General features: G+C 72.0%; 26 protein-coding genes and 1 riboswitch. Of the genes, 8 read left to right on the forward strand and 18 right to left on the reverse strand.

What is annotated here, in order from left to right; genetic code table 11:
• The first annotated feature begins 66 nt into the window (after positions 1 to 66).
• The gene (gene lepA, locus F4559_RS26000) at positions 67 to 1,911 is read left to right on the forward strand and encodes a translation elongation factor 4 (protein WP_184672965.1); all 1,845 of its coding nucleotides are present in this window, start codon (positions 67 to 69) and stop codon (positions 1,909 to 1,911) included.
• A 46-nt stretch (positions 1,912 to 1,957) separates the two neighbouring features.
• Here the strand turns inward: lepA and F4559_RS26005 are convergent, their stop codons facing one another.
• The gene (locus F4559_RS26005) at positions 1,958 to 2,758 is read right to left on the reverse strand and encodes a siderophore-interacting protein (RefSeq protein WP_184672967.1); all 801 of its coding nucleotides are present in this window, start codon (positions 2,756 to 2,758) and stop codon (positions 1,958 to 1,960) included.
• Between the two features lie 139 nt (positions 2,759 to 2,897).
• Between F4559_RS26005 and F4559_RS26010 the strand changes: the two genes are divergently transcribed.
• A complete protein-coding gene (locus F4559_RS26010; protein ID WP_184672969.1) occupies positions 2,898 to 3,494 on the forward strand; it encodes a class I SAM-dependent methyltransferase in 597 nt (198 codons plus the stop codon).
• 48 nt (positions 3,495 to 3,542) lie between these two features.
• Here the strand turns inward: F4559_RS26010 and F4559_RS26015 are convergent, their stop codons facing one another.
• Positions 3,543 to 4,013 carry a GNAT family N-acetyltransferase gene (locus F4559_RS26015; protein ID WP_184672971.1) on the reverse strand — a complete coding sequence of 157 codons (471 nt, stop codon included), beginning with the start codon at positions 4,011 to 4,013 and terminating at the stop codon, positions 3,543 to 3,545.
• A gap of 105 nt (positions 4,014 to 4,118) precedes the next feature.
• Between F4559_RS26015 and F4559_RS26020 the strand changes: the two genes are divergently transcribed.
• Both F4559_RS26020 and F4559_RS26025 read left to right on the forward strand, forming a co-directional pair.
• Entirely contained in the window at positions 4,119 to 5,039 is a 921-nt protein-coding gene (locus tag F4559_RS26020) for an SPFH domain-containing protein (RefSeq protein WP_184672973.1), read from the forward strand.
• A gap of 1 nt (position 5,040) precedes the next feature.
• On the forward strand, positions 5,041 to 5,244 hold the full coding sequence (locus F4559_RS26025; protein WP_184672975.1) for a type II toxin-antitoxin system antitoxin: 204 nt from the start codon (positions 5,041 to 5,043) through the stop codon (positions 5,242 to 5,244).
• A 316-nt stretch (positions 5,245 to 5,560) separates the two neighbouring features.
• On the opposite strand, the gene F4559_RS26030 is transcribed toward F4559_RS26025, so the two are convergent.
• Entirely contained in the window at positions 5,561 to 6,361 is an 801-nt protein-coding gene (locus F4559_RS26030) for a TSUP family transporter (RefSeq protein WP_184676219.1), read from the reverse strand.
• A gap of 186 nt (positions 6,362 to 6,547) precedes the next feature.
• On the opposite strand from F4559_RS26030, the gene rpsT reads away from it, so the two are divergent.
• Positions 6,548 to 6,808, forward strand: a complete 261-nt coding sequence (gene rpsT / locus F4559_RS26035; RefSeq protein WP_184672977.1) for a 30S ribosomal protein S20 — start codon at positions 6,548 to 6,550, stop codon at positions 6,806 to 6,808.
• Between the two features lie 424 nt (positions 6,809 to 7,232).
• Here rpsT and holA read toward each other — a convergent pair whose 3' ends face one another.
• A complete protein-coding gene (holA, locus tag F4559_RS26040) occupies positions 7,233 to 8,216 on the reverse strand; it encodes a DNA polymerase III subunit delta (protein WP_184672979.1) in 984 nt (327 codons plus the stop codon).
• A gap of 103 nt (positions 8,217 to 8,319) precedes the next feature.
• Positions 8,320 to 8,433, forward strand: a riboswitch (SAM riboswitch).
• An 11-nt stretch (positions 8,434 to 8,444) separates the two neighbouring features.
• On the opposite strand from holA, the gene thrC reads away from it, so the two are divergent.
• Positions 8,445 to 9,707 carry a threonine synthase gene (gene thrC / locus F4559_RS26045; protein ID WP_184672981.1) on the forward strand — a complete coding sequence of 421 codons (1,263 nt, stop codon included), beginning with the start codon at positions 8,445 to 8,447 and terminating at the stop codon, positions 9,705 to 9,707.
• Here thrC and F4559_RS26050 read toward each other — a convergent pair.
• From F4559_RS26050 to F4559_RS26095, 10 genes are all read right to left on the reverse strand, one after another.
• Entirely contained in the window at positions 9,697 to 10,206 is a 510-nt protein-coding gene (locus F4559_RS26050; RefSeq protein ID WP_184672983.1) for a hypothetical protein, read from the reverse strand. The two genes, thrC and F4559_RS26050, sit on opposite strands and share 11 nt — an antisense overlap.
• 278 nt (positions 10,207 to 10,484) lie before the next feature.
• Positions 10,485 to 12,785, reverse strand: a complete 2,301-nt coding sequence (locus F4559_RS26055) for a DNA internalization-related competence protein ComEC/Rec2 (RefSeq protein WP_184672985.1) — start codon at positions 12,783 to 12,785, stop codon at positions 10,485 to 10,487.
• A 12-nt stretch (positions 12,786 to 12,797) separates the two neighbouring features.
• Positions 12,798 to 13,514 (reverse strand): ComEA family DNA-binding protein, encoded by a 717-nt coding sequence (locus F4559_RS26060; RefSeq protein ID WP_246445331.1) that lies wholly within the window; start codon positions 13,512 to 13,514, stop codon positions 12,798 to 12,800.
• Between the two features lie 87 nt (positions 13,515 to 13,601).
• Positions 13,602 to 14,444 carry a DegV family protein gene (locus F4559_RS26065; protein WP_184672987.1) on the reverse strand — a complete coding sequence of 281 codons (843 nt, stop codon included), beginning with the start codon at positions 14,442 to 14,444 and terminating at the stop codon, positions 13,602 to 13,604.
• A gap of 11 nt (positions 14,445 to 14,455) precedes the next feature.
• On the reverse strand, positions 14,456 to 15,181 hold the full coding sequence (octT, locus tag F4559_RS26070; RefSeq protein ID WP_312865827.1) for a diglucosylglycerate octanoyltransferase: 726 nt from the start codon (positions 15,179 to 15,181) through the stop codon (positions 14,456 to 14,458).
• Positions 15,178 to 15,792 carry a histidine phosphatase family protein gene (locus F4559_RS26075; protein ID WP_184672991.1) on the reverse strand — a complete coding sequence of 205 codons (615 nt, stop codon included), beginning with the start codon at positions 15,790 to 15,792 and terminating at the stop codon, positions 15,178 to 15,180. Before F4559_RS26075 ends, octT begins: the two co-directional genes overlap by 4 nt.
• Positions 15,789 to 16,178, reverse strand: a complete 390-nt coding sequence (gene rsfS, locus F4559_RS26080) for a ribosome silencing factor (protein WP_184672993.1) — start codon at positions 16,176 to 16,178, stop codon at positions 15,789 to 15,791. Before rsfS ends, F4559_RS26075 begins: the two co-directional genes overlap by 4 nt.
• A gap of 69 nt (positions 16,179 to 16,247) precedes the next feature.
• Entirely contained in the window at positions 16,248 to 16,841 is a 594-nt protein-coding gene (gene nadD, locus F4559_RS26085; RefSeq protein WP_184672995.1) for a nicotinate-nucleotide adenylyltransferase, read from the reverse strand.
• 18 nt (positions 16,842 to 16,859) lie between these two features.
• On the reverse strand, positions 16,860 to 17,084 hold the full coding sequence (locus F4559_RS26090; RefSeq protein ID WP_184672997.1) for a ferredoxin: 225 nt from the start codon (positions 17,082 to 17,084) through the stop codon (positions 16,860 to 16,862).
• Positions 17,085 to 17,167: 83 nt separating this feature from the next.
• Positions 17,168 to 18,433: a glutamate-5-semialdehyde dehydrogenase gene (locus F4559_RS26095; RefSeq protein WP_184672999.1), complete on the reverse strand. Its 1,266-nt coding sequence runs from the start codon at positions 18,431 to 18,433 to the stop codon at positions 17,168 to 17,170.
• Positions 18,434 to 18,521: 88 nt separating this feature from the next.
• Between F4559_RS26095 and F4559_RS26100 the strand changes: the two genes are divergently transcribed.
• Together F4559_RS26100 and F4559_RS26105 are read left to right on the forward strand one after the other, a co-directional pair.
• Positions 18,522 to 20,597 carry a RecQ family ATP-dependent DNA helicase gene (locus F4559_RS26100; protein ID WP_184673001.1) on the forward strand — a complete coding sequence of 692 codons (2,076 nt, stop codon included), beginning with the start codon at positions 18,522 to 18,524 and terminating at the stop codon, positions 20,595 to 20,597.
• Positions 20,594 to 21,121 (forward strand): GNAT family N-acetyltransferase, encoded by a 528-nt coding sequence (locus tag F4559_RS26105; protein WP_184673003.1) that lies wholly within the window; start codon positions 20,594 to 20,596, stop codon positions 21,119 to 21,121. The genes F4559_RS26100 and F4559_RS26105 overlap by 4 nt, the downstream gene beginning before the upstream one ends.
• A gap of 142 nt (positions 21,122 to 21,263) precedes the next feature.
• Here the strand turns inward: F4559_RS26105 and proB are convergent, their stop codons facing one another.
• From proB to rplU, 4 genes are all read right to left on the reverse strand, one after another.
• Complete coding sequence (gene proB, locus F4559_RS26110) at positions 21,264 to 22,376, reverse strand: glutamate 5-kinase (RefSeq protein WP_184676223.1); 1,113 nt, start codon at positions 22,374 to 22,376, stop codon at positions 21,264 to 21,266.
• Positions 22,377 to 22,390: 14 nt separating this feature from the next.
• Positions 22,391 to 23,848, reverse strand: coding sequence for a GTPase ObgE (gene obgE, locus F4559_RS26115; protein WP_184673005.1), 1,458 nt, complete (start codon positions 23,846 to 23,848; stop codon positions 22,391 to 22,393).
• A gap of 87 nt (positions 23,849 to 23,935) precedes the next feature.
• Positions 23,936 to 24,199 carry a 50S ribosomal protein L27 gene (gene rpmA, locus F4559_RS26120; RefSeq protein WP_184673007.1) on the reverse strand — a complete coding sequence of 88 codons (264 nt, stop codon included), beginning with the start codon at positions 24,197 to 24,199 and terminating at the stop codon, positions 23,936 to 23,938.
• 14 nt (positions 24,200 to 24,213) lie between these two features.
• The gene (rplU, locus tag F4559_RS26125; RefSeq protein WP_184673009.1) at positions 24,214 to 24,528 is read right to left on the reverse strand and encodes a 50S ribosomal protein L21; all 315 of its coding nucleotides are present in this window, start codon (positions 24,526 to 24,528) and stop codon (positions 24,214 to 24,216) included.
• Positions 24,529 to 24,718 lie beyond the last annotated feature (190 nt).

A 24,718-nucleotide genomic window follows, 5' to 3' on the forward strand; every position in this document is an offset into this window, starting at 1 on the left:
ACGCTGCGCACCGCACGCATGAGAGGATGGGTCGATCCCCCGTCCTTCATGCGCGAGGAACCCTGAGTGACCACGTTCGCCGACCAGACCTTCACGCCTCCGGAGCTGATCCGGAACTTCTGCATCATCGCCCACATCGACCACGGCAAGTCGACCCTGGCCGACCGGATGTTGCAGCTCACCGGCGTTGTCGAGGCGCGGGCGATGCGTGCGCAGTACCTCGACCGCATGGACATCGAGCGCGAGCGCGGCATCACGATCAAGGCGCAGAACGTGCGCCTGCCCTGGCAGGTCCAGGGGCAGGACCACGTCCTGCACATGATCGACACGCCGGGTCACGTCGACTTCACCTACGAGGTCTCCCGGGCGCTGGAGGCGTGCGAGGGCACGGTCCTGCTCGTCGACGCGGCGCAGGGCATCGAGGCGCAGACGCTGGCGAACCTATACCTGGCGATGGAGAACGACCTCACCATCATCCCGGTGCTCAACAAGATCGACCTCCCGGCCGCGGACCCGGACAAGTACGCCAAGGAGTTGGCGCACATCGTCGGCTGCGAGCCCGAGGAGGTGCTGCGCGTCTCGGCCAAGACCGGCCTGGGCGTGGAGGCGCTGCTCGACGAGGTCGTCCGCCGCGTGCCCGCGCCCGTCGGCGAGGCCGAGGCCCCCGCCCGCGCGATGATCTTCGACTCGGTCTACGACACGTACCGGGGCGTGGTCACCTACATCCGCGTGGTCGACGGCCGCATCACGCCGCGCGAGCGGATCAAGATGATGTCCACCGGTGCCACGCACGAACTGCTGGAAGTCGGGATCATCTCGCCCGAGCCCAAGCCGTCGCGTGGTCTGGGCGTCGGCGAGGTCGGCTACCTGATCACCGGCGTGAAGGACGTGCGCCAGTCCAAGGTCGGCGACACGGTCACGTGGGAGAAGAAGGGCGCGACCCAGCCGCTGGCCGGGTACCGCGAGCCCAAGCCGATGGTCTACTCCGGCCTGTACCCCGTGGACGGCTCCGACTACCCCGAGCTGCGCGAGGCCCTGGAGAAGCTCCAACTCAACGACGCCGCGCTCACGTTCGAGCCGGAGACCTCGGCGGCACTGGGCTTCGGCTTCCGCTGCGGCTTCCTGGGCCTGCTGCACCTGGAGATCACCCGCGACCGGCTGGAGCGCGAGTTCGGCCTCGACCTGATCTCCACCGCGCCGAACGTGGTCTACCGCGTAGTGATGGAGGACGGCGCGGAGCACGTCGTGACCAACCCGTCCGACTGGCCCGACGGCAAGCGCGCCGAGGTGTACGAGCCGGTCACCAAGTGCACGATCATCGCGCCCAGCGACTACATCGGCGCGATCATGGAGCTGTGCCAGGCCAAGCGCGGCCAGCTGGGCGGCATGGACTACCTGTCCGAGGACCGCGTCGAGCTGCGCTACACGATGCCGCTCGGCGAGATCATCTTCGACTTCTTCGACGCCCTGAAGTCCCGCACCCGCGGCTATGCCTCGCTCGACTACGAAGAGGCGGGCGAGCAGGACGCCGAACTGGTCAAGGTCGACATCCTGCTCCAGGGCGAGGCCGTCGACGCGTTCAGCGCGATCGTGCACAAGGACCACGCGTACGGCTACGGCACCAAGATGGCCACCAAGCTGCGGGAACTCATCCCCCGGCAACAGTTCGAGGTGCCCATCCAGGCCGCGATCGGCTCCCGGGTGATCGCCCGCGAGACCATCCGCGCCATCCGCAAGGACGTCCTCGCGAAGTGCTACGGCGGTGACATCACCCGTAAGCGCAAGCTGCTGGAGAAGCAGAAGGAGGGCAAGAAGCGGATGAAGATGGTCGGCCGCGTCGAGGTCCCCCAGGAGGCGTTCGTCGCCGCACTGTCCACCGAGGACTCGGGCAAGGACAAGGGCAAGAAGTAGCTCTTTACGAAGACGGGCCCCGCTTTCCGGCGGGGCCCGTCTTCGGCTAGGCGGTTTCCTGCTCCTGCTCGACCTGGCGGTTCCACTCGGCCTTGCCGGACTGCCAGCCGTCCTCGTCCGCGCCCAGGCGCCAGTAGCCCGAGATCGACAACTGGTCACGGCCGAGGCCGCGCTCGTTGCGCAGGTGCCCGCGCAGCTCCTTGACCATGTGCGCCTCGCCGTGCACGAACACGTGCACGCGGCCGGCCGGGAACTCCAGTCCGCGCACGGCGTCGACCGCTGCCTGACCGTGCCGGCCTGACCGGTGCACCCACTCGACGCCAGGCAGCGGCAGTTCCTCGTCCGGGCCGTCGACCTCGACGAACGCCCGCACGTGCGCGCCCGGCGGCAGCGCCTCGACGGCGGCGGCGATCGCCGGGAGAGCGCTCTCGTCACCGGCCATGAGGTGCCAGTCGGCGGTCGCGTCCGGCGCGTAGCCGCCACCCGGCCCGGAGAACCACAGCAGGTCGCCGGGCTGTGCCTTGGCCGCCCACGGTCCCGCGATGCCCTCGTCGCCGTGCACGACGAAGTCGATCCACAGCTCGCCGTCGCCCCACCGGCGCACGGTGTAGGTACGGGTGCGCGGCCACTGGTCGCGCGGCAGGGTCTCGCGGATCACGCCGAGGTCGAACGGCTCGGGGTAGTGCACGTCCTCCTGCGGGAACTGGAGCTTCACGTAGCTGTCGGTGTACGGACCGACCTCGAACCCGTCGAGGCCCTCCCCGCCGAGCACCACCCGGATCATGTGCGGCGCGAGCTGTTCGGTCCGCAGGACGCGTCCGGTCTTGACGCGGGAACGCTCGGCCATCCGGCCCTCCTCTGGTGCAGCCATTGCGATGCCCCTCACAGTACGTGAGACGGACTCACGCCCCTTGCGGGCCGGCCCCGGAGGATTCTCCGGACCATCCCCGATGCCTTCAGTGACATTCCGGGGCGACGCTGGGGACATGGCCGCGAATCTGGCGAAGGCGTTCGACCTGGCGTTCGGGCACCCCCGCGGCAAGGTGGGTGAGCTGGGCGGGCGGGTCATGGCGAAGACCGGTGCGAAGGCCGAGGCGCACGCCGTCGAGGTGGCCGCTCCGGCACCGCAGGAGGTCGTGCTCGTGGTGGGCCACGGTCCGGGCGTCGGGCTGCGGCTGGTCGGCGAGCAGGCGATCAAGGCGATCGGCGTCGACCCGTCGTCGATCATGCTCGACGAGGCGCGCACCCGGTGCGCCGACCTGATCGCGACCGGGCGGGTGGAGCTGCGCGAGGGCACGGCGGCACGGACCGGTCAGCCGCCCGCGTCGGTCGACGTGGTGGTGTCCGTCGACAACCTCCAGCTGTGGGAGAACCGGGCGGCGTCGTTCCACGAGCTGGCCCGGGTGCTGCGGCCGGGTGGCCGGCTGGTCGTGTCCGTGCGGCGGTGGCGGCTGCCGGTGTCCGAGTTCGACCTGATGGTCGAGGCGGAGACGGCGGGGTTCGTGGACGTGCGCACGTCGTTGCAGCACTATGGCGGCCTGCAACCGCCGGTCGTACTGTTGCTGGCGTCCACGCCCGCGTAGACCCCTTTTCCGGCGCCCTCGCCGTACGGCGAGGGCGCCGTCGAGTGTTCAGCGGGTGAGGTCCCGTTCCATGAGCACGTGGACGTACTCCTCCTGGGTGGTGCCGACCTCGCGCCACCCCCGGGACCGGTGGAACTCCCGGCCTCGGTGGTTGTCCACGAACACGTCCAGTTCGCCCCGGCGGGCGCCGAGGCCGACCAGAGCCGCCACGCACGCGTCGTGCAGAGCGGTGCCGACGCCGTTGCCCCGCCGGTCGGGGTCGACGTGCAGTTGCCAGAGCCTGCCCGTAGCTGTGACCAGGGCGAACCCGACGAGTAAGCCGTCGAGTTCGGCGCAGAGCCAGCGTCGGGTGGGTCCGGGGTCCAGGCGGTAGCCGGCCGCGCGGACGCGGCCCTCCCAGTCGCGGAGCACGGACTCCGGGACGTGGCCTTCGTAGTAGCCGCGGCGGGAACGGATGTGGATGTCGACGACGGTGTCCAGGTCGGCGTGCTCGGCGGTGCGCACGGTGATTGTCCCCATGCAGACGGGACGCGGAGTCCCGACCCCGGTTGCGCGAGTTGCCCTCACGACCGGAAAAGTGATATCACTTTGCTAAGCACGGGATATGACAGTGAGGGGTGCGACATGAGCGCTGCGACAGACGTGGTGCGGATGCCGGTTCCGCCGGTACGGGAGCGGGAGGCCATCGGGCTGCCCGGCATCTCGGCGTTCTTCATCGGTTTCTTCGCCTTGATCGCCGGCGTGGCACTCATGGTCACGCCGATCGTCCGGAACCCGGACGAGCCGAACCTGACCGTGGCCGTCGCGGGTCTGCTGATCGTGATCGGCGGCGTCATCGGCCTGCGCGGCCTGTTCACGGTCGCACCGGGCGAGGCGCGGGTGCTCCAGTTCCTCGGCCGCTACACGGGCACCGTGCGCAAGGACGGGCTGCGCTGGGCCAACCCGTTCAGCACGCGGGCGAAGGTGTCGACCAGGATCCGCAACCACGAGACCGCGACGCTGAAGGTCAACGACGCGGACGGCAACCCGATCGAGATCGCCGCCGTGGTCGTGTGGCAGGTCGACGACACGGCGAAGGCGATGTTCGCGGTCGACGACTTCGTGCGGTTCGTGGGCATCCAGGCCGAAACGGCCGTGCGGCACATCGCGACCAGCTACCCGTACGACAACCACGACGAGGCCGGCCTGTCGCTGCGGGAGAACGCGGACGAGATCACCGAGAAGCTGTCGCTGGAGATCGCCGCCCGGGTCCAGGCAGCGGGTGTGCACGTCATCGAGTCGCGGCTGACGCACCTGGCGTACGCGCCGGAGATCGCGCACGCCATGCTCCAGCGCCAGCAGGCGGGTGCGGTCGTGGCGGCACGGGCCCGCATCGTGGAGGGCGCGGTCGGTATGGTCGAACTGGCCCTGGCCAAGCTCGCCGAACAGGACGTGGTGGAACTGGACGAGGAGCGCAAGGCGGCGATGGTGTCGAACCTGCTGGTCGTGCTGTGCGGTGACCGGTCCACGCAGCCCGTGGTCAACACCGGGTCGCTGTACCACTGAGGTGGCCGAGCGCAAAAGCGTCCTGCTCCGCTTGGACCCGGCGGTGCACGACGCGCTGACCAGGTGGGCGGCCGACGAGTTGCGCAGCACCAACGCCCAGATCGAGTTCCTGCTGCGCCGCGCCCTGACGGAGGCCGGCCGCCTCCCGACGGGCACCGCCGACCAGCCCAAACGCGGTCGGCCACGCAAAGACACCGCGACCTGACCCGGTGGCGGGGCTCGCCCGCCGAGCCCCGCCCCTCCGCGTTCGGCTGCCCGCTTCCCAATCCCTTGACCCGCGCTCCGGTCCGCGCGAACGCGCCTGCGTCCTCGCAGGTGGACCGGGTCGCCGTCGGCCGCGGACCGGAACGTGCGGCTGTCCGCCCTCGCCCTGCGCCCGACTTCCCGTTCGGCCCGCCACGACCGACCGTCGACACAGTCGGCCCGCTTCACCCGCCGCATCCGGGTGCGCTTCCCGAAGCCTTCGGCACACCGCACCTCCGCGCGGCGCCGCCGGCCCGTCTCGTCCCGTCTGCCGCACGTCAGCCCAGGGCGACCTTCCAGCCGAGGCTGAACACCAACGCCACCACGACGGTCAGGAACACCCGGCGGACGAAGGCCGAGCCCTTCCGCACCGCGAGCCGGGCACCCACCACGGCACCGGTGACGTTGCAGACCGCCAAGACCGCGCCCAGTCCCCACAGCACGTTCCCGGCGGGGATGAAGTAGAAGAGCGCGCCCAGGTTCGTGGCCACGTTGACCAGCTTCGCCGTGGCCGAGGCCCGCAGGAACGCGAACCCGATCAGCCCCACCAGCAGGAACACCAGGAACGTCCCGGTGCCCGGCCCGGCGAGCCCGTCGTAGAACCCGACCACCGCGCCGCCCGCGACCATGACCGCCAGTTGCGCCCACTTCCCGAAACGGGGCGTTTCGGCGACACCCAACGCGGGCTTGCGCCACGTGTAGAGCCCCACCCCGACCAGCGCGACCAGCACCACGCCGTTGAGCACCGCCGGTTTCAAGGCCCCGGCGAACGCCGCGCCGCCCACCGCGCCACCGAACGCCGCGACCGCCATGGGGATGGCGGACCCCCAGTCGATCGGCGTCTGCCGGGCGTACGTGCGCATCGCCGCCGACGTGCCCACCACCGCCGCGATCTTGTTGGTGGCCAACGCGTAGACGGGTTGCCCGCCCGGTGCGACGAGGAGGAGGGCGGGCACCAGGATCAGCCCGCCGCCACCGACGACGGCGTCGATCGCACCCGCCAGCGCGGCGGCGAGACAGAGGAACAGAAGGCCGGCGAGGGACACCTGGCCGAACCCGGGCCAGTCCAGCGCACTCATCACGACCCCAGCCTAACGGGACGCACGTACTGTATTTCCGCCCGATTTCCGACGCCCTGAGCAGCCCTGATAGCCTGGACCCTCGCACCGCGCGGCATTCCGCTGTGGAGGAAACCCGCCCGTCCCGGGCGGCGCCGACAACCAGCGCGGTACGACCAAGACTCGAACGACAAAGGTGGCTTTCGCGTGGCGAACATCAAGTCCCAGCTCAAGCGGATCAAGACGAACGAGAAGGCGCGTCTGCGCAACAAGTCCGTCAAGTCGTCGCTGAAGACCGCGATCCGCAAGTTCCGTGAGGCCGCCGAGGCCGGTGACAAGGAGAAGGCCGTCGCCCTCGCCCGCGAGGCGTCCCGCAAGCTGGACAAGGCCGTCACCAAGGGCGTGATCCACGCCAACCAGGCCGCGAACAAGAAGTCGGCCCTGGCGAAGCGCGCGAACCAGATCTGATCCGAGCGCACACCCACGGCACGAATTCGGCGCCGCCTCCCACCGGGAGGCGGCGCCGCTCTTTTGGGCGACAGCCCGGCGGGTCGGTTCAGCCGATCGGGCAGACCAGTGGGCAGGCAGACCGGGCGGCCAGCCGGCGGCGGGCGGCCATCGGCGGGCGGCGGCTGGCGGCGGACAGGCGGCGCCGGGCGGCGGGCGGAAGACAAGCGGGTAGCCAGCGGGCGGCGGCAGGCGGCTGGCGGGCGGAAGACAGGCGGATAGCCGGCGGGCGGCGGCCGGCAGGCGGGCACGGGGCGGTCGGCCAGCAGGCGGGGTGGCGGTGGGGCGGCCTCGGGCTTTGCCGCCAGGCGGGTCAGCGACCCTCGGCGAGCAGGCAGGTGGCCGGCCAGGCGAGGTGCGACCTGAGGCTTTGCCGCCCAGCGGGTCAGCGGCGGGCGTGGTAGGCGGCGACGATCTTGAGCACGGCGCGTTCCAGCGCATAGCCCGAATCCGCGGCCACGCCCTTCACGTCGGCGTTCAGGGCGGCCACCACCGACATCGCGGCGGCCAGGCCGTCGCCGTCCCAGCCGCGGGCCTGGGCCTGCGCCTTCTTCACCTTCCACGGTGGCATGCCCAACTCGCCCGCCAGCTTGAACGGGTCTCCCCGGCCCGACGCGGACACGCGGGCGATGGTCCGCACCGCGTCGGCGAGGGCGTCGGCGACGAGCACGTGCGGCACGCCGAGGTTGATGGCCCACCGCAGCGCCTCCAACGCACCGCCCCGGTCGCCCATCACGGCCTTCTCCGCCACCGCGAACCCGGTCACCTCGGCCCGGCCGCGGTGGTAGCGGTGCACCGCGGCCACGTCGATCTTGCCGCCGGTGTCGGCGACGAGCTGCGACGCGGCGGCCGACAACTCGCGCAGGTCCGACCCGACCGCCTCGATCAGCGCGGCGACGGCCTGCGGGTCCGCCTTGCCGCCCGCCGAGCGGATCTCGTTGCGCACGAACGCGTCGCGCTCGGCCGGTTTCGTGATCCGGGGACACTCGGTCACCACCGCGCCGGCCTTGCGCAGGGCGGCGGGCAACTCCTTGGCCACCTTGCTGCGCCCGCCGCCGGTGTGGACGACGACGAGCGTCACCCCGTCGGCCGGTGCCTTGGCGTAGGCGAGCACCGCGTCGGCGATCTCCTTGCCCGCGTCCTGGGCCGCCTCCAGCGCGACGACCCGACCCTCCGCGAACAGGGACGGACTCACCAATTCGGCCAGCTCGGGAGGCGTGAGGTCGGTCACCCGCACCCTGGTCAGGTCGGCTTGGGGGTCCGCTTTCCGCGCGATCTCCAGCGCACCCCGGACAGCCCGCTCGACCAGCAACTCCTCCTCGCCGACGACCAGGTGCACGGCATCCGGCGCGGCAGCGGCAGCACTCACGGCGACGATCCTCCCACGTTCGTCCGTCGCCCGGCCCGTGGACGACACTGGCCACGAGCCGGAACGATGACGTACGTTGTAAGCCGCACGCACAATCGAATACCGCTCATCCAGAGGGGCAGAGGGATCGGCCCGAAGAAGCCCCGGCAACCCGTCGCACAGCATCCGCTGGCGACCACGGTGCCAATTCCGACCCGCGACGCGGGACAGATGAGGAGAGACCTCGCGATGACCGCTGTCAGTGTGCCCTCGGCCACCACCTCCTTCGACCTCGGTCCGGCTCGCGCCCTGTCGTGCCGCGAGTGCGGCAACGAGACGCCGCTCGCCCCGGAATACGCCTGTTACGAGTGTTTCGGTCCCCTGGAAGTCGCGTACGACTTCGGCCGCGTCCGCCGCGAGGACATCGAGTCCGGCCCGCAGTCCATCTGGCGTTACCGCAGCCTGCTGCCGGTCCCGACGAACGTCGCGTCGCACCCCAACCTCGAGCCCGGCAACACCCGCCTGATCGAGGCCGACCGCCTGGCCAAGGCCCTCGGCCTGCGGAAGGTCTGGGTGAAGGACGACACCGGCAACCCCACCCACTCCTTCAAGGACCGCGTCGTCGGCGTGGCGCTGGCCGCCGCCCGCGAACTCGGCTTCAAGGTGCTGGCCTGCCCGTCGACCGGCAACCTGGCCAACGCCGTCGCCGCCGCCGCGACCCGCGCGGGCTGGCAGTCGGTCGTGCTCGTGCCCTCCTCCCTGGAGCAGGCGAAGATCCTCATGACGGCCGTCTACGACGGCGCCCTGATCACCATCGACGGCAACTACGACGACGTGAACCGCGTCGCGCAGGAGCTGGCGGCGGAGAACGAGGACTGGGCCTTCGTCAACGTCAACGTCCGCCCGTACTACGCCGAGGGCTCGAAGACCCTGGGCTTCGAGGTCGCCGAGCAGCTCGGCTGGCGCCTGCCCGAGCAGATCGTCGTCCCCATCGCCTCCGGCTCGCAGTTGACCAAGGTCGACAAGGCGTTCCGCGAACTCGGCTCCCTCGACCTGGTCGAAGCGACGCCGTACAAGGTCTTCGGCGCCCAGGCCACCGGCTGCGCCCCGGTCGCGACCGCCTTCAAGGCCGGCCACGACGTGATCACCCCGGTCCGCCCGGACACGATCGCCCGGTCGCTGGCGATCGGCGTCCCGGCCGACGGCCCCTACGCGCTGGACTCCGTCCGTCGCACCGGTGGCACCATCGAGGACGTCTCCGACGAGGAGGTCGTCGAGGGCATCCGCCTGCTGGCGCGCACCGAGGGCATCTTCGCCGAGACGGCGGGCGGCGTGACCGTCGCCACGGCGAAGAAGCTCGTCGAGACCGGCCAGCTCGACCCGGACGCCGAGACCGTCCTGCTGATCACCGGCGACGGCCTCAAGACCCTCGACGCGGTGTCGCACAAGGTCGGCCCGAAGGCGAACGTGCCGCCGTCGGCCGAGGCCGTGATCAACGCCCTCAAGGGCTGAGCGCCTCCTCCCCGAGGATCGTCGCGGGCGATTTCAGCCAGCCACAACGCGGGAACCGAGCCAGTTCGGACCGGAACAACGGTCCGAACGGTTCGGTGACCACGCGCCACGCGGTCAGCCGCTGCGGCCACGGCGAGTCGAACTTGAGCCGGTTGTACGGATTGGCGTGCCACACCTCGTGCGGCATCCACGTCAGGTCGTCGAACATCAGCTCGAGCAACGCGTCGAACGCGTCCTGGACCGAGTGGACCTTCACGGTCAGCGGATCACGGACGACCGTGGCCCTGGCGGTCACCGCGCGTTCGCCGAACCCCTTGTCGCACAGGTAATAGGTGAAGCCGGGTTTCAGCTCGCCGTACGGCCACGGTCGGGCGACGTAGCCGGGCTGCCACAACGCCCACCCGAAGCCGTGGCCCTCCGTCTGCCCCTCCAGTTGTCGTCCGATGCCGCTGAACTCCCAGCCGTTGTTCAGGCGGATCCAGATGTCGTCTTCTTCCACGGTGTTCTCCCGAAGTCGTCGTTCGATTCCGGCGCCCCGCAGGTCTGCGGAACAGCCGGGTGGCAAGGCACGCACGGTGCCGAAATCGGGCCACGGACCGACGATTCCGGCACTTGACCGCAGTGGTCGGCCGAGCATGTGGTCCGAGTCCGTCGGCGGCCGAGCGGACGGTTTGTCCTGGCAGGCCGGGAAAATACGGCCTGCCGCGCTCTGTGGGTCCAGTGCCGTCGGCCCGGTGGCGGTCGGCCGCCGGGACCGGCGCGGTCGGTTCGCTCCTCTCAGTCGTGTCCACTTCGGATCGGATCGCCGCGTCGGGCGATCCGCAGCCCCTGGGGACCGGGTAGGACGGCGGTGTCGCCGTCGCGGTCGGTCCGGGTCACCAGGACGCCCTGCCGGCCCAAGGCGTCCAGCACGACGCCGCTGGGGTGGCCGTAGCGGTTGCCCGCCCCGACGCTGACCAACCCGACCCTCGGCCGCACCGCCGCCAGGAACTCCGGCGTCGAGAAGCGCGAACCGTGGTGCGGTACCTTCAGGACGTCGGCCCGCAGGTCCACTCCCGCGCCGAGCAGGTCGGACTGCCCGCGCAACTCGATGTCGCCGGTCAGCAACACCCGCCCGGCCGCCGTCGACGCCCGCAACACCACCGAGGCGTCGTTGACCGCCGTGTTCTCCTCCCTTCCGGCCGGCACCTCGCGCGGTCCCAGCACCTCCACGGCCAACCCGGGCCAGTCGAGCCGTTGCCCGGCGGTCAACTCGACGACCCGCACTCCCGCCGCGTCCGCCCGCTCCCGCACGGACCGCCACGCCCACTCCGGCCGCCGGGCCGGTCCGACCGCGACCGCACCGACCCCGTGCTCGGCCAGTACGGCGGCCAGGCCGCCAATGTGGTCGGCGTGCAGATGGCTCAGCACCACCAGCGGAATCCGCCGCACGCCCAACCGCCGCAGGCACCGCAGCACGGGCACCGGATCGGGCCCGGTGTCCACCAGCACGGCACGCCCCCGCTCGGCGGTCGCCAACACCACCGCGTCGCCCTGCCCGACGTCGCACAGGACCGCCGCCCACCCCGACACCGGCCAACGCGGCGTGAACACCCCCACCGGCACGAGCACCAGGCCCAGCCCCACCACGGCGGCCAGGACCACGACCCGCAGCCGAGGCAGGCGCAGGACCACCCAGACCACGGCGACCACGACGACCAGCACCACGCCGCCGACCCACCCGTCCGGCCAGGCGATCGCGGCACCCGGTACCGCCGCCGCGTGCCGGGCCACCGCGATCAGCCACCCGAGCAGCGGACCGGCGACCTCGGCCACCAGCCGTGCCGGGCCCTCGTGCGCCTGCGCGGCCACCGCCGCCAGCACACCGAGCACGGTCGCCGGGGCGACCACCGGCGCGGCCACCAGGTTCGCCACCACCGACACCAGGCTGACCTGTCCGGAGAGCCCCGCCACCAGCGGTGCCGTCGCCAGGTTGGCGGCGACCGGGACGGCCAACGCCTCGGCGAACCCCACGGGCACGCCCCGCGCCCGCAGTGCCGCCGACCACCGGGGTGCCACCAGCACCAGCGATGCCGTCGCCACGACCGACAACCCGAACCCCGGGTCGACGGCCAACTCCGGGTCGACGAGCACCAGGGTGATCACCGACGCCGCCAGCGCGGGTACCGCGGACCGTTCCCGGCCCAGGGCCAGGGCCAGCAACGCCACCCCGCCCATGACCGCCGCACGCAGGACGCTCGCCTCCGGCCCGACCAGCACGACGAACCCGACCAACGCCACCGCCGCACCGGCCACGCAGCCCTTGAGCCCGACCTGGAGCATCCGGAGCAGCACCAGCACCCCGCCGCACACGATGGCGAGATTCGCGCCGGACACCGCCAGCAGGTGGACCAGTCCCGAGGTCTCGAACTCGTCGGTCATCCGGGACGACAGGCCCTCGGTATCGCCGACCACCAGGGCGGGCAGCAACGCCGCGGGTTCCGGGTCGAGCGCACCCGCAGCCCGGGTCAGACCCGCGCGGACCTTGGCCGCCGCCCGCTGCCACACCGGCGCCTCGACGACGTCACGGGGCGGCCCCCGGACGCGCAGGAGCGCCACGGTCAGCTCGCCCGACCGGGCCGGGACGAGCCCGGCGGTCACCGTGACCTCCTGGCCGGGCAACAGATCCCGCCACGCCGGAGCCGGGGCGAGGACCACGACCCGGCCGCCGCCGTCGAGCGTCGCCTTCAGCACCACGAGTTCGACCCCGCCCGGCCGCGACCCGAACCCGGCGGTGCGCACGCCACGCGGCCGGGTGTCGACCTCCACGCGGAACGTGCCGACCCCGCCATGGGCAGCGGCTTCCCGCAGCGGGTGGAACTCGGCGGCGTGCAGCCGGAACCCGACCCACAGGGCCGCGACCGCGCCCGTCACGGCGAGCGCCACCGCCATCGGCGGCCACCGCCGCAGCGCGACCGCCACCGCCGCCAGACCCAGTCCGACCGCGACCGCCGCCCACCACGTCCACAGCAGACCGACCGCCGCGGACGCCCACACCGCCGAGGCGGCCGGGACCAGGTGGAACCGTTGACCGATCATGGTGCGCCACCGTCACAACCTGATCAGCTCGGCCAGCCGCGCGAGCCGGGCGTCGCCGATGCCCTCGATCTCGCCGAGCTGGTCGAGCGACGTGAACGGCCCGCGCCGCTGTCGCCGGTCCAGAATCCGTTGCGCGGTCACGGGACCGACGCCCGGCAACGCGTCGAGCTGCTCCTTGGTCGCGGTGTTGATGTCGAGCCGCCCGCCGGACGCGGCGTCGGCCGTCGGTCGGACGCCCACCGCGATCTGCTCGCCGTCGGCCACCTTGCGCGCCAGGTTCAGCCCGGCCAGATCGGTGCCCGGGTTCACGCCGCCGGCCTTGGCGATGGCGTCGGAGACCCGCGCGCCACCGGGCAGTGTCACCAGACCGGGCGTCGGCACGGCACCGGTCACGTCGACGACCGGCCCGTCCGGCTCCCGCGTCACCGCCACCGCAGCCACCGGCAGGTCGGACGGCGCTTCGACCGTCGGACGCTGCCACCACAGGGCGGTCGCGACGGCCAGTAGCACGCCGACCACACCGCCCACGACCACGGCACGCCGGGGCAGCGGCACGTCCGGCGCCGGCAGCCATCGCCGCAGCGACCGGCGCAACCGACCCGGTGGCCCGGAGCCGCCTTCGGCGGAGGCGAAGACCACGGTCGGGGTGCCGTCCGCGCGGTGACGCCCGCGCGCCCGCTTCATCAACGCGTCGAGTCGGTCCGAGGAATCCGGTGTGGTGTCGAACATGTGGGCGACATTAGGCCGAATGACGCAGTGGTGGTAAAAGATCTTGTCAGGCTGTGGACAACTCGGGGGCCTGTGGACAACTCACCCTCAGCCGACGCCTCCGGGCAGCACGACGACGCCCAGCACACCCGGACCGGTGTGTGCCCCCAGCACGGCTCCCACCTCGGAGATCAGGCACCCGCCCGACCCCGGGACCCGCTCGTCCAACCGGGTCGCAAGCTCGGCGGCACGCTCCGGCGTGGCCAAGTGGTGCACGGCCAGACCCACCGGCCCGGACCCCGCCGCCGCCACCGCCAGGTCGACCAGCCGGGCCATCGCCCGCGCCGTCGTCCGCACCTTCTCCAGCGGCACGATGCGCCCGTCGTCGACGTGCAGCAACGGCTTCACCGCCAACGCCGTGCCCAACAACGCCGCCGCCGCGCCGATCCGACCGCCGCGCCGCAGGTGGTCCAACGTCTCGACGCAGAAGAACATCCGGGTCCGCGCCGCCGCGTCGGTCGCCGCCGCGACCGCGCGTTCCACGTCGTCACCGGCGGCGCACGCGGCCAACGCGGCGAACCCCAGTCCCATCCCCGCCAACCGGGAGTCGACCACCCGCACCCGCACCGGGTCGACCTCGGACGCCGCCAGCCGGGCCGCCTCCCAGGTCCCGGAAAGCTCGCGGGACAGGTGCACGGACACGATCCGGTCGGCACCGGACGCCAAGACCTCGCGGTACGTGCGGGCCAGCTCGTCGGGCGTCAGCCGCGACGTCGTCACCCGCCGGTGCTCCCCCAGCGCCTCGGCCAGCTCGACCGGGCCGAAGTCGACGCCGTCCAACCGGCTCTCTCCGTCCACCGCGACGTGCAGCGGGACCACCCGGATGCCGTGCCGCTGCGCGAACCCCTCGGGCAGGTACGCCGTGGAGTCGGTGACGATCGTGGTGGACACGGGTCCCGAGACTACGGCTCCGACGACGTGGAATGCCCCACCGCCACGGACCCGATGAGATCGGCCATCCGCGTCCCCACCAGTTCGTGGCCTTCCCAGCCCCAGTGCATGCCGTCCGGGTTGCCGCGCCGTGACCGCACGTGGTCGCCCACCACCGCGGGCAGGTCCAACAGCGGGACGTCGGCACCACTCGCCCACGCGCGGACCGCCCGCTCCCCCGCGGGACGTCCCGTGTGCACGAACCCATAGGACGGTGCACAGTGCACGGACGGAGTCATGCCCACAACACGCATTCCGGGCTTCAATGCACGAACGGCGCGAACGCACGAATCCAGGTAGCGCACCGTCGAAGAAGGCGGCAACGCCACCCACGGCGTCCACCTCGACATCACCGGCTGCGCGGCCTGATACGCCTTACGCACCCATCGACGCACCGCGTCCGGACGCAGGTGACGCACCCCCTGACGCAGGTACGTCGGCAGCGGCGAAGGCAACGTGTCCATGTGCCCCACGGCCAACACGAGCACGTCCACGCCCGGCAACCACGACCACACACGCGGATCGCCGGTCAACGACCACCACGCGTCCCGTGCCGTCCACCCGATGCCCGCCGCCAGTTCGGCACGACCGCCCAACCGGGCCGCCGCCACGTTCGGCCACAGACGCGGGTCGTCGGCGGGCAACGGCCCGTCGGGACCGTGGAACGTCAACGAGTCGCCGAGGACCAGCAGTCTCACCGGGTGGTGCCGGCGTTGTACGACGAAAGCCGCCACCGGCCGTCGCCGCCGGGTCTGCGGGTGAACACGGTCCAGTGGCAGTTGCCGATGCCGCCCAGCAGCGACCACCGGTCCGTGGGCAGGTCGAGCAGCCGGCCGGTCAACGCGCTGATCAGCCCGCCGTGCGCGGCGAGCAGCACGGTGCCGGAGCACTCGGCGTCGACGTCCGCGACCACGGCCGCCGCGCGTTCGGCGACCTCGATCCGGGTCTCGCCGTCGGGCGGCGCGAGCGACGCGTCGACCCGCCACGCGTCGAGCGCGCCCGGCCACTCGGCCGCGATCTCGGCCGCCGTCAGCCCCTGCCACTTGCCGAAGTGCGTCTCGCGCAGCCGCTCGTCCACCCGCAGCTCGACGCTCGTGGCCTGCGTGAACACCGTCGCGGTGTCCCGCGCGCGGCGCAGGTCGGAGCACACGACCAGCTCGGGCGCGAACCCGGAGAGGACCGGCACCGCGAACCGCGCCTGGTTCCACCCGGTCTCGGTCAGCGCCGAGTCGTAGTGGCCCTGCATGCGGCCGGTCGCGTTGTAGTCGGTCTCACCGTGCCGCCACAGCACGAGCCGGTCCAGCGTCATGCGCCAGCGACCTCGTCCTCCGTGACCGGCCCGGCGTCGAACTCGATGCGCGGACAGTCCTTCCACAGCCGTTCGAGGCCGTAGAAGCTGCGTTCCTCCACGTGCTGGACGTGCACGACCACGTCGACGAAGTCGAGCAGGACCCAGCGGCCCTCGCGTGCGCCCTCCCGGCGGACCGGCTTGCGGCCGGCCTCGCGGAGCTGTTCCTCGACGTTGTCGACGATCGCGCCGACCTGCCGCTCGTTGGGCGCGGACGCGATCACGAAAACGTCCGTGATCACGAGCTGGTCGGACACGTCGAGCACGACCACGTCGTGCGCCTTCTTGTCCGCCGCCGCGTTCGCGGCGACCAGCGCCAACCGTCGTGCCTCGTCGGTGGCTGCCACGTTTCTCCTCATCACCACGGCGGGCACCGGTACACCCGCACGAGCCATTGAGGGTACCGGCGTCCGGTGTCAGTCCGGCACCGAGTAAAGCCCGTTCTTGGAGATGTACTGGACGACACCGTCGGGGACCAGGTACCAGACCGGCAGACCGGCCGCGGTGCGCGACCGGACGCCGGTGGACGAGATGGCCATCGCGGGCACCTCGACCAGCGACACCGAGCCCTCGGGCAGGTGCCGGTCGTCGAGTTCGTAGCCGGGCCGCGTGACGCCGATGAAGTGGGCGAGGTCGAACATCTCGTCGGCCCGCCGCCAGGACAGGATCTGCTCCAGCGCGTCGGCGCCGGTGATGAAGAACAGGTCGGCGTCGGGGTGCCGGGTCCGCAGGTCGCTGAGCGTGTCGTAGGTGTAGGTCGGCCCGTCCCGGTCGATGTCGACCCGGCTGACCGAGAACCGCGGGTTGGACGCCGTGGCGATCACGGTCATGAGGTAGCGGTCCTCGGCCGGGCTGACGTCGCGCCCGGTCTTCTGCCACGGCCGGCCGGTGGGCACGAACACCACCTCGTCGAGGCCGAACCGCGCCTGCACCTCGCTGGCCGCCACGAGGTGGCCGTGGTGCACGGGGTCGAAGGTGCCGCCCATGACACCGACACGCCTGTTGGACATGGGACATGAGGATAATTCCTAGAGCTGGGGTGCGAGCACCGAACCGTCGCTGTCGCGGACCAGGATCGCCTCCACCGGACAGGACTCGGCCGCGTCGAGGACGCCGTTGCCGGGCTCGACGCGGCCGTCGACGGGGACGGCCGAGCCGTCCTCCTGCCGGGTGAAGCGATCCGGGGCGACGTTGGTGCACATGCCGGTACCCAGGCACCGCGAACGGTCGACCTCCACGATCCAGTCGCTCATCGGGTTCACCACCTCGGGACGGTGAGCGGATCACGCTCAGTCTGCCGCGCCACACTCACCGTCACCATCCGACCGCCGGGTGACTACGAGGTCGCCCGGACGTGACCTTCGCCCCACGCCACCCACTTCGAAGACGTCAACTCGGCCAACCCCATCGGACCACGCGCGTGCAACTTCTGGGTGGAAATGCCGATCTCGGCGCCCATGCCGAACTCGGCGCCGTCCGTGAACGCCGTCGAGGCGTTCACCATCACGGCCGCCGCGTCGACCCGGGCGGTGAACGTCCGCGCGGCCCGCACGTCGTCGGTCACGATCGCCTCGGTGTGCCCGGAACCGTGCTCGGCGATGTGCTCCACGGCCTGGTCGAGCGACTCGACCACGCGGGCGGCGAGGTCGAGCGACAGGTATTCGGTGTCCCAGTCCTCGTCGGTCGCGGGCACCACGCGGGGGTCCTGGGCGAAGCGCTCGTCGCCGTGGATCGTCACGTCCGCCTGGCGCAGCGCGGTGATGATCCGGGGCAGGAACTCGTCCGCGACGGCCTCGTGCACCAGCAGCGACTCGGCCGCGTTGCACACGCTCGTGCGACGCGTCTTGGAGTTGAGCACGATGCGCTGCGCCATGTCGAGGTCGGCGGACGCGTCGACGTACACGTGCACGTTGCCGACGCCGGTCTCGATCGTCGGCACGGTCGCCTGCCGCACGACGGCGTCGATCAACCCCGCGCCGCCGCGCGGGATGACCAGGTCGACCAGGCCGCGGGCGGTGATCAGGTGGGTGACCGACGCGCGGTCGTGGCACGGCAGCAGCTGGACGGCGTCGGCGGGCAGGCCGACCGCCTCCAGGGCGTCGCGCAGGATCGCGACGAGCGCGGTGTTGGAGTGCTCGGCCGAGGACGAGCCGCGCAGCAGCGCCGCGTTGCCCGACTTCAGCGCCAGACCCGCCGCGTCGACGGTGACGTTCGGACGTGCCTCGTACACCATGCCGACCACGCCCATCGGCACACGGACCTGTCGCAGCTCGAGGCCGTTGGGCAGGGTCGAGCCGCGCAGCACCTCGCCGATCGGGTCCGGAAGGCCGGCGACGGTCTCCAGGCCGCGCGCGACGCCGCCGATGCGCGCCTCGGTGAGCGTCAGGCGGTCGATGAGCCCCTCGGCCAGCCCGGCGGCGCGGCCCGCTTCGATGTCCTTGGCGTTGGCGTCGAGGACCTCCGGGGCCCGCGTGCGCAGCGCGGCGGCCATCTCCAGCAGGGCGGCGTCCTTGCGCTCGCGGGTGGCCAGGACCAGGTCGTTCGCCGCGACGCGGGCACGGCGTGCGGCCGCGTGCACCTCGTCGCGCAGGTCGTCAGTCACCAGCCAAGACTACGTTCACCCGATCGGGAAAGTCGCCCCGGTTCCCACCCGCCCCGGAACCGTCGGACCCCTCTGCCAAAGTGGCCCCATGGACGACACCGCACTCCGCGACCTGGCCGAAGAGAGGCTCCGGGCCCTGGCCGGCCCGCACGCCGTGCTGCGCGAGGACCAGTGGAAGGCGATCCGGACCCTGGTCGCCGACCGGGGCCGGGCGTTGGTCGTGCAGCGGACCGGGTGGGGCAAGTCGGCGGTGTACTTCGTCGCGACGGCGTTGCTGCGGTCCCTGGGCGGGGGGCCGACGGTGATCGTGTCGCCGTTGCTGGCGTTGATGCGCAACCAGGTCGCCGCCGCGGCGCGGGCGGGCGTGCACGCGGCGACGATCAACTCGGCGAACCCCGACGAGTGGCAGGACGTGCGGGACCGGGTCGTGGCGGGCGAGGTCGACGTGCTGCTGGTGTCGCCGGAGCGGTTGAACAACCCCGATTTCCGGGACGCGGTGCTGCCGTCGTTGACCGCGTCGGCCGGGCTGCTCGTGGTCGACGAGGCGCACTGCATCTCGGACTGGGGGCACGACTTCCGGCCGGACTACCGGCGGTTGCGCACGCTGCTGGCCGAGTTGCCGGCGGGTGTGCCGGTGCTCGCGACGACGGCGACGGCCAACGACCGCGTGGTGCGCGACGTGGCCGACCAGCTCGGGGTGGGCCCGGAGACGGTGGTGCTGCGCGGCCCCCTGGACCGGGAGAGCCTGCGGCTGTCGACCGTGCGGCTGCCGTCGGCGGAGGCCCGGCTGGGGTGGCTGGCCGAGCGGTTGGCCGAGCTGCCCGGTTCGGGCATCGTCTACACGCTCACGGTCGCCGCGGCGGACGACGTGGCGGCGTTCCTGCGCGACCGGGGGTACGCGGTGGCGGCGTACTCGGGGCGGACCGACCCGGCCGAGCGCGAACGCGCCGAGGAGGACCTGCTCGCGAACCGGGTGAAGGCGCTGGTGGCCACGTCGGCGCTGGGCATGGGGTTCGACAAACCGGACCTGGGGTTCGTGGTGCACCTGGGCGCGCCGCCCTCGCCCATCGCCTACTACCAGCAGATCGGGCGGGCCGGGCGCGGTGTCGAACGGGCCGAGGTGCTGCTGCTGCCCGGCCGGGAGGACCGGGACATCTGGGCGTACTTCGCGTCGCTGGCGTTCCCGCCGGAGCGGGTGGTGCGGCAGGTGCTCGACGCGCTCGCCGACGCGGGCCGGGTGCTGTCGACGGCGGCGCTGGAACCGCTGGTCGAGCTGTCCCGGACGCGGCTGGAGGTGGTGCTCAAGGTGCTCGACGTCGACGGTGCCGTGCGACGGGTGCGCGGTGGCTGGGAGTCGACCGGGCAGGAGTGGCGCTACGACGCGGAGCGGTACGCGCGGATCGACGCGGCACGGCGGGCCGAGCAGCAGGCCGTGCTCGACTACCTCGACACCACCGGGTGCCGCATGGAGTTCCTGTTGCGGCAGTTGGACGATCCGCACGCCACGCCGTGCGGGCGCTGCGACAACTGCACCGGACGGCACGTGTCGGCCGAGGTGTCCGAGGTCGCGGCAGCCGCGGCCCGGGAACGCCTGGACCGGCCGGGGGTGGAGATCGCGCCGCGTCGGATGTGGCCGACCGGGATGGCGGCGGTCGGCGTCGGGCTGTCCGGGAAGATCCCGGCCGGCGAGGTGGTCGAGGTGGGGCGGGCGCTCGGGCGGCTGACGGACATCGGCTGGGGCAATCGTTTGCGGACGTTGTTCGGCGAGGCCGACCAGGACGTGCCCGAGGACGTGTTCGCCGCGTGCGTGAAGGTGCTCGCCGCGTGGGGGTGGGCCGAGCGACCGGTCGGGGTGGTGACCGTCGGCTCACGCTCCCGACCGGAGTTGGTCGAGGGGCTCGGGCAACGGATCTCGGCGCTGGGTCGGCTCCCCCTGCTCGGCCGGGTGTGGTTGGGCGAGGGTGCGCACCGGGCCAACAGCGCGCAACGGCTGGCGGGCCTGGCGGGCGCGGTCGACGCACCCGATCTGTCCACTGTGGAGGGTCCGGTGCTGTTGGTGGACGACCGGGTCGACACGGGGTGGACGATGACGGTCGCGGGCCGGGCGTTGCGCCGGGCGGGCGCTCCGGCCGTGCTGCCGTTCGCGTTGGCGGTGACGGCGTGAGGCTGACCACGGACCGGTTGGTGGTGCGGCACTTCACGCCGGAGGACGCCGCCGCGTTCGCCGCGTGGCGCTCCGATCCCGAGGTCGCCCGCTACCAGAGTTGGGACGCGCCTTATCCGGAGGCGAAGGCCGTGGAGTTCGTCCGGGAACTCCTCGCCTCGGACCCGGACGCGCCCGGCTGGTACCAGTACGCCGTCGAGGCAGATGGCTTGGTGGTGGGCGATGTCGGGGTGTGCTTACACGAGAACGGAATGCAGGCCGAGATCGGCTACTCGGTGGCGCGCGCCCATCAGCGACGCGGGTACGCGACCGAGGCGGTGCACGGCGTTCTGGGCTTCTTGTTCGAGGAGCGCGGCCTGCACCGGGTGTCGGCGGAATGCGACGCCCACAACACCCCTTCGGCGAAGTTGTTGACCCGCTTGGGTTTCCGCTTGGAAGGTCGGCGGCCGGAGAACACGTGGACGAAGGGAGCGTGGAGGGACGACCTGCTGTTCGGTTTGCTGGCGCGGGACTGGCACACATGAGGGCCGCGCGCGATGGCATGGGCCGACACGGACAGGTCCTGACGGACGGCCTACGGCTTGACGACAGACCGCGCCCGCCCGACCACCGCCCAGCCTTACGGCGGGCCGACGACGTCCGGCCGCACCACCGTCGCACCGCGGCCTAATGGCGCAGGGGGACCAGGTCGTCGGCGTGGACGACCTCCCGGCGGTGCTCCTCCGGGAGGTTCGGGCTGGAGAGGCCGATCAGGTCGGGGAGTTCCGTCGCGTCGAACGCGACCACCCCCCTGGCCACGACCTCGCCCGCCAGGTCGACCAGTTCGACCACGTCGCCCGCGTCGAAGACACCTTCCACCGCCATGATCCCGGCGGCCAGCAGTGACCGGCGGCGGTCGACCACGGCGGCCACCGCACCGTCGTCCAGGACCAGCCTGCCGGAGGCGTCCGCCGCGTGGCCCAGCCAGAACCTGCGGGCCGAGAGGCGGGGGCCGGTCGGTACGAAGGCGGTGCCCACGTCCGCTTTCCCCAACGCGTGGAAGGCATCGGCGGCACCGGCCAGGAGTACCGGGATTCCCGCCGAAGCGGCGAGGTGGGCGGCGGCCAGCTTCGAGGCCATGCCGCCGGTGCCCAGGCCCGACGCGCCGGTGGTGGTCGTGTCGATCCCGTCCGCGTCGGCGTGGCCGGTGATCTCGGTGATGCGCCGGGCGCCCGGCGTCCTGGGGTCGGCGTCGTACACGGCGTCCACATCGGACAGCAGGACCAGGGCCTCCGCGCCCACCAGGTGGGCGACCAGCGCCGCCAGCCGGTCGTTGTCGCCGAAGCGGATCTCGGCCGTGGCGACCGTGTCGTTCTCGTTGACGACGGGCACGGCACCCAGCGCCAGCAGGCGGGAGAACGTGCGCTGGGCGTTGCGGTAGTGGGAACGGCGCACGACGTCGTCGGCGGTGAGCAGGACCTGGCCGACGGTCAGGGCGTAGCGGCCGAACGAATTCGCGTACGCGTGGGCCAGCGTCAACTGCCCCACGCTCGCCGCCGCCTGCTGGGTCGCCAGATCACGCGGCCGACGGGTGATGCCCAACGGGGCCAGGCCGGCCGCGATGGCACCGGACGACACCAGCACGACCTGGCTCCCGGCGGCGCAGCGGCTCGCCACCGCGTCCACCAGGGCGTCCAGGCGTCCGGCGTCCAAACCACCCTCGGCGGTCGTCAGGGACGACGAGCCGACCTTCACCACGACACGGCCGGCCGTCGCCACGGACCGCCTGGCCTGCGACACCGTCACCGGAGCGCTCACTCGTCCTCTTCGAAGTCCTCGTCCGCGTAAGAACCCGGAATCCTCCGGGACTTCTTGGCCGCCAAGCGCTCCGCGGCGCCCACGCGGTTCATGGGCTCCAGGCGGGCATCGGTACCGCGTCCACTCATGGTCATCGCGATACCGGCGGGGGTGGTCGGCTCCCAGTCGAACACCAGGTCGCCGATGGTGACCTGGGCACCGGGTACCGCGCCCTTCTTGACCAGTACGTCCTCGACGCCCAGCCGGGCGAGGCGGTCGGCGAGGTAGCCCACGGCCTCGTCGTTGGTGAAGTCGGTCTGGCGGATCCAGCGCAGCGGGCGTTCGCCGTGCACGAGGAAACCGCCCGGCGTCTCCGGGTCCTCGACCACCGTGAACCCGGCGTCGTCGACGGCGGTCGGCCGCAGCACGATCCGGGTCGCCTCCTGCTTGGGCCGGGACGCGCGGTACTCCTCCACCACGCGTGCCAAGGCGAACGTCAGCTCGCGCAGGCCCTCACGGCTCGCGGTCGACACCTCGAACACCGGCAGGCCGCGGGCCTCGACATCCGCGCGGACCAGCTCGGCCAGCTCGCGCGCCTCGGGCAGGTCGATCTTGTTGAGCACGACCACGCGCGGGCGCTCGGCCAGGTCGCCGGCCAACGACGGGGTGTACTCGGCCAGCTCGGTCTCCAGCGCGTCGATGTCCGACAGCGGGTCGCGGCCGGGCTCGTACGTGGCGCAGTCGACGACGTGCACGAGCACCGCGCAGCGCTCGATGTGGCGCAGGAAGTCCAGACCGAGGCCCTTGCCCTCCGAGGCGCCGGGAATCAGGCCGGGCACGTCGGCCATCGTGAAGATCGTCTCGCCCGCCGTGATGACGCCCAGGTTCGGCACGAGCGTGGTGAACGGGTAGTCGGCGATCTTCGGCTTGGCCGCGGACAGCACCGAGATCAGCGACGACTTGCCTGCCGAGGGGAAGCCCAACAGGCCGACGTCCGCGACGGACTTCAGCTCCAGCACCAGGTTGTGCGCCTCGCCGGGCTCGCCCAGCAGCGCGAAACCGGGCGCCTTGCGGGCCTTGGACGCGAGCGAGGCGTTGCCCAGCCCGCCCCGGCCGCCCTGGGCCGCGACCAGCCGCGTGCCCTCGCCGGTCAGGTCGGCGACGAGGTCACCCGACTCGGTGAGCACGACCGTGCCGTCCGGCACGCGCAGTTCGAGGTCCGCGCCGTTCGCGCCGTCGCGGTTGCCGCCCTGGCCGCCCTTGCCGTTGCCGGCCGTGGCGTTGGGGCGGAAGTGGAAGTCCAGCAGGGTGTGCACCTGCGAGTCGACGACCAGGACGACGTCGCCGCCGCGACCGCCGTTCCCGCCGTCCGGCCCGCCGAGGGGCTTGAACTTCTCGCGGTGCACCGAGGCGACGCCGTTCCCGCCGTCGCCCGCGGCGACGTGGATGACCACCCGGTCGACGAAGCGGGACACGGGGAATTCCTTTCACAAAGAACGAGGGGCGGGTGCCGGAAACCCGGTCCCGCCCCTCGTCGGAAGTCGTGCGGCCTGATCAGGCGATCAGGCAGCGGCCTCGACCGGAACGATGTTCACGGTCTTGCGCCCACGCTTGCTGCCGAACTCCACCGCACCGGCGGCGAGGGCGAACAGCGTGTCGTCCTTGCCGCGGCCGACGTTGACGCCGGGGTGGAACTTGGTGCCGCGCTGGCGGATCAGGATCTCGCCGGCCTTGACGACCTGACCGCCGAACCGCTTGACCCCGAGGTACTGGGGGTTGGAGTCACGGCCGTTCCGGGAACTGGAAGCACCCTTTTTGTGTGCCATGGCTGGTCAGATCCTCACTTACCGGTGATGCCGGTGACCTCGACGCGGGTCAGCTTCTGGCGGTGACCCTGGCGCTTGTGGTAGCCGGTCTTGTTCTTGAACTTGTGGATGCGGATCTTGGGACCCTTGGTCTGCTCGACGACCTTGCCGGTCACCGTGATCTTCGCAAGGGCGTCGACAGCGGACGTGACGTCCTCGCCGTCCACGACGAGGAGGGGCGCCGCGAAGGTGATCTCGGTGTCCGGCTCGCCTTCGAGCTTCTCGACCTCGATGACGTCGCCGACAGCCACCTTGTACTGCTTGCCGCCGGTCTTGACGATCGCGTACATCGGGACGGAAGTCTCCTGCTACTCGACGGGAACGGACCGCGCGCGCCACGTCGCCACGAGAAGTTCGGGCGGAGGGGGCTTCGCGCGAGGCTGGGACCACCGGGACGGCGGACCGGTCATCAGGTTACGTGGCGGTGGACAGCGGGGTCAAACCGGGGTCCCCCTCGGGGCGGCGCCGCCGGAACGGCGC

It is taken from the genome of Saccharothrix violaceirubra, assembly GCF_014203755.1.
In the GTDB taxonomy this organism is placed as follows: Bacteria; Actinomycetota; Actinomycetes; order Mycobacteriales; family Pseudonocardiaceae; genus Actinosynnema; species Actinosynnema violaceirubrum.

Coding starts and splice junctions, on each gene's coding strand:
- F4559_RS26005 (WP_184672967.1), bottom strand. CDS start 2,758: ATGGCCGAGCGTTCCCGCGTCAAGACCGGACGCGTCCTGCGGACCGAA.
- F4559_RS26010 (WP_184672969.1), top strand. CDS start 2,898: ATGGCCGCGAATCTGGCGAAGGCGTTCGACCTGGCGTTCGGGCACCCC.
- F4559_RS26015 (WP_184672971.1), bottom strand. CDS start 4,013: ATGGGGACAATCACCGTGCGCACCGCCGAGCACGCCGACCTGGACACC.
- F4559_RS26020 (WP_184672973.1), top strand. CDS start 4,119: ATGAGCGCTGCGACAGACGTGGTGCGGATGCCGGTTCCGCCGGTACGG.
- F4559_RS26030 (WP_184676219.1), bottom strand. CDS start 6,361: ATGAGTGCGCTGGACTGGCCCGGGTTCGGCCAGGTGTCCCTCGCCGGC.
- thrC (WP_184672981.1), top strand. CDS start 8,445: ATGACCGCTGTCAGTGTGCCCTCGGCCACCACCTCCTTCGACCTCGGT.
- F4559_RS26055 (WP_184672985.1), bottom strand. CDS start 12,785: ATGATCGGTCAACGGTTCCACCTGGTCCCGGCCGCCTCGGCGGTGTGG.
- F4559_RS26060 (WP_246445331.1), bottom strand. CDS start 13,514: ATGTTCGACACCACACCGGATTCCTCGGACCGACTCGACGCGTTGATG.
- F4559_RS26075 (WP_184672991.1), bottom strand. CDS start 15,792: ATGACGCTGGACCGGCTCGTGCTGTGGCGGCACGGTGAGACCGACTAC.
- nadD (WP_184672995.1), bottom strand. CDS start 16,841: ATGTCCAACAGGCGTGTCGGTGTCATGGGCGGCACCTTCGACCCCGTG.
- F4559_RS26090 (WP_184672997.1), bottom strand. CDS start 17,084: ATGAGCGACTGGATCGTGGAGGTCGACCGTTCGCGGTGCCTGGGTACC.
- F4559_RS26100 (WP_184673001.1), top strand. CDS start 18,522: ATGGACGACACCGCACTCCGCGACCTGGCCGAAGAGAGGCTCCGGGCC.
- rpmA (WP_184673007.1), bottom strand. CDS start 24,199: ATGGCACACAAAAAGGGTGCTTCCAGTTCCCGGAACGGCCGTGACTCC.
- rplU (WP_184673009.1), bottom strand. CDS start 24,528: ATGTACGCGATCGTCAAGACCGGCGGCAAGCAGTACAAGGTGGCTGTC.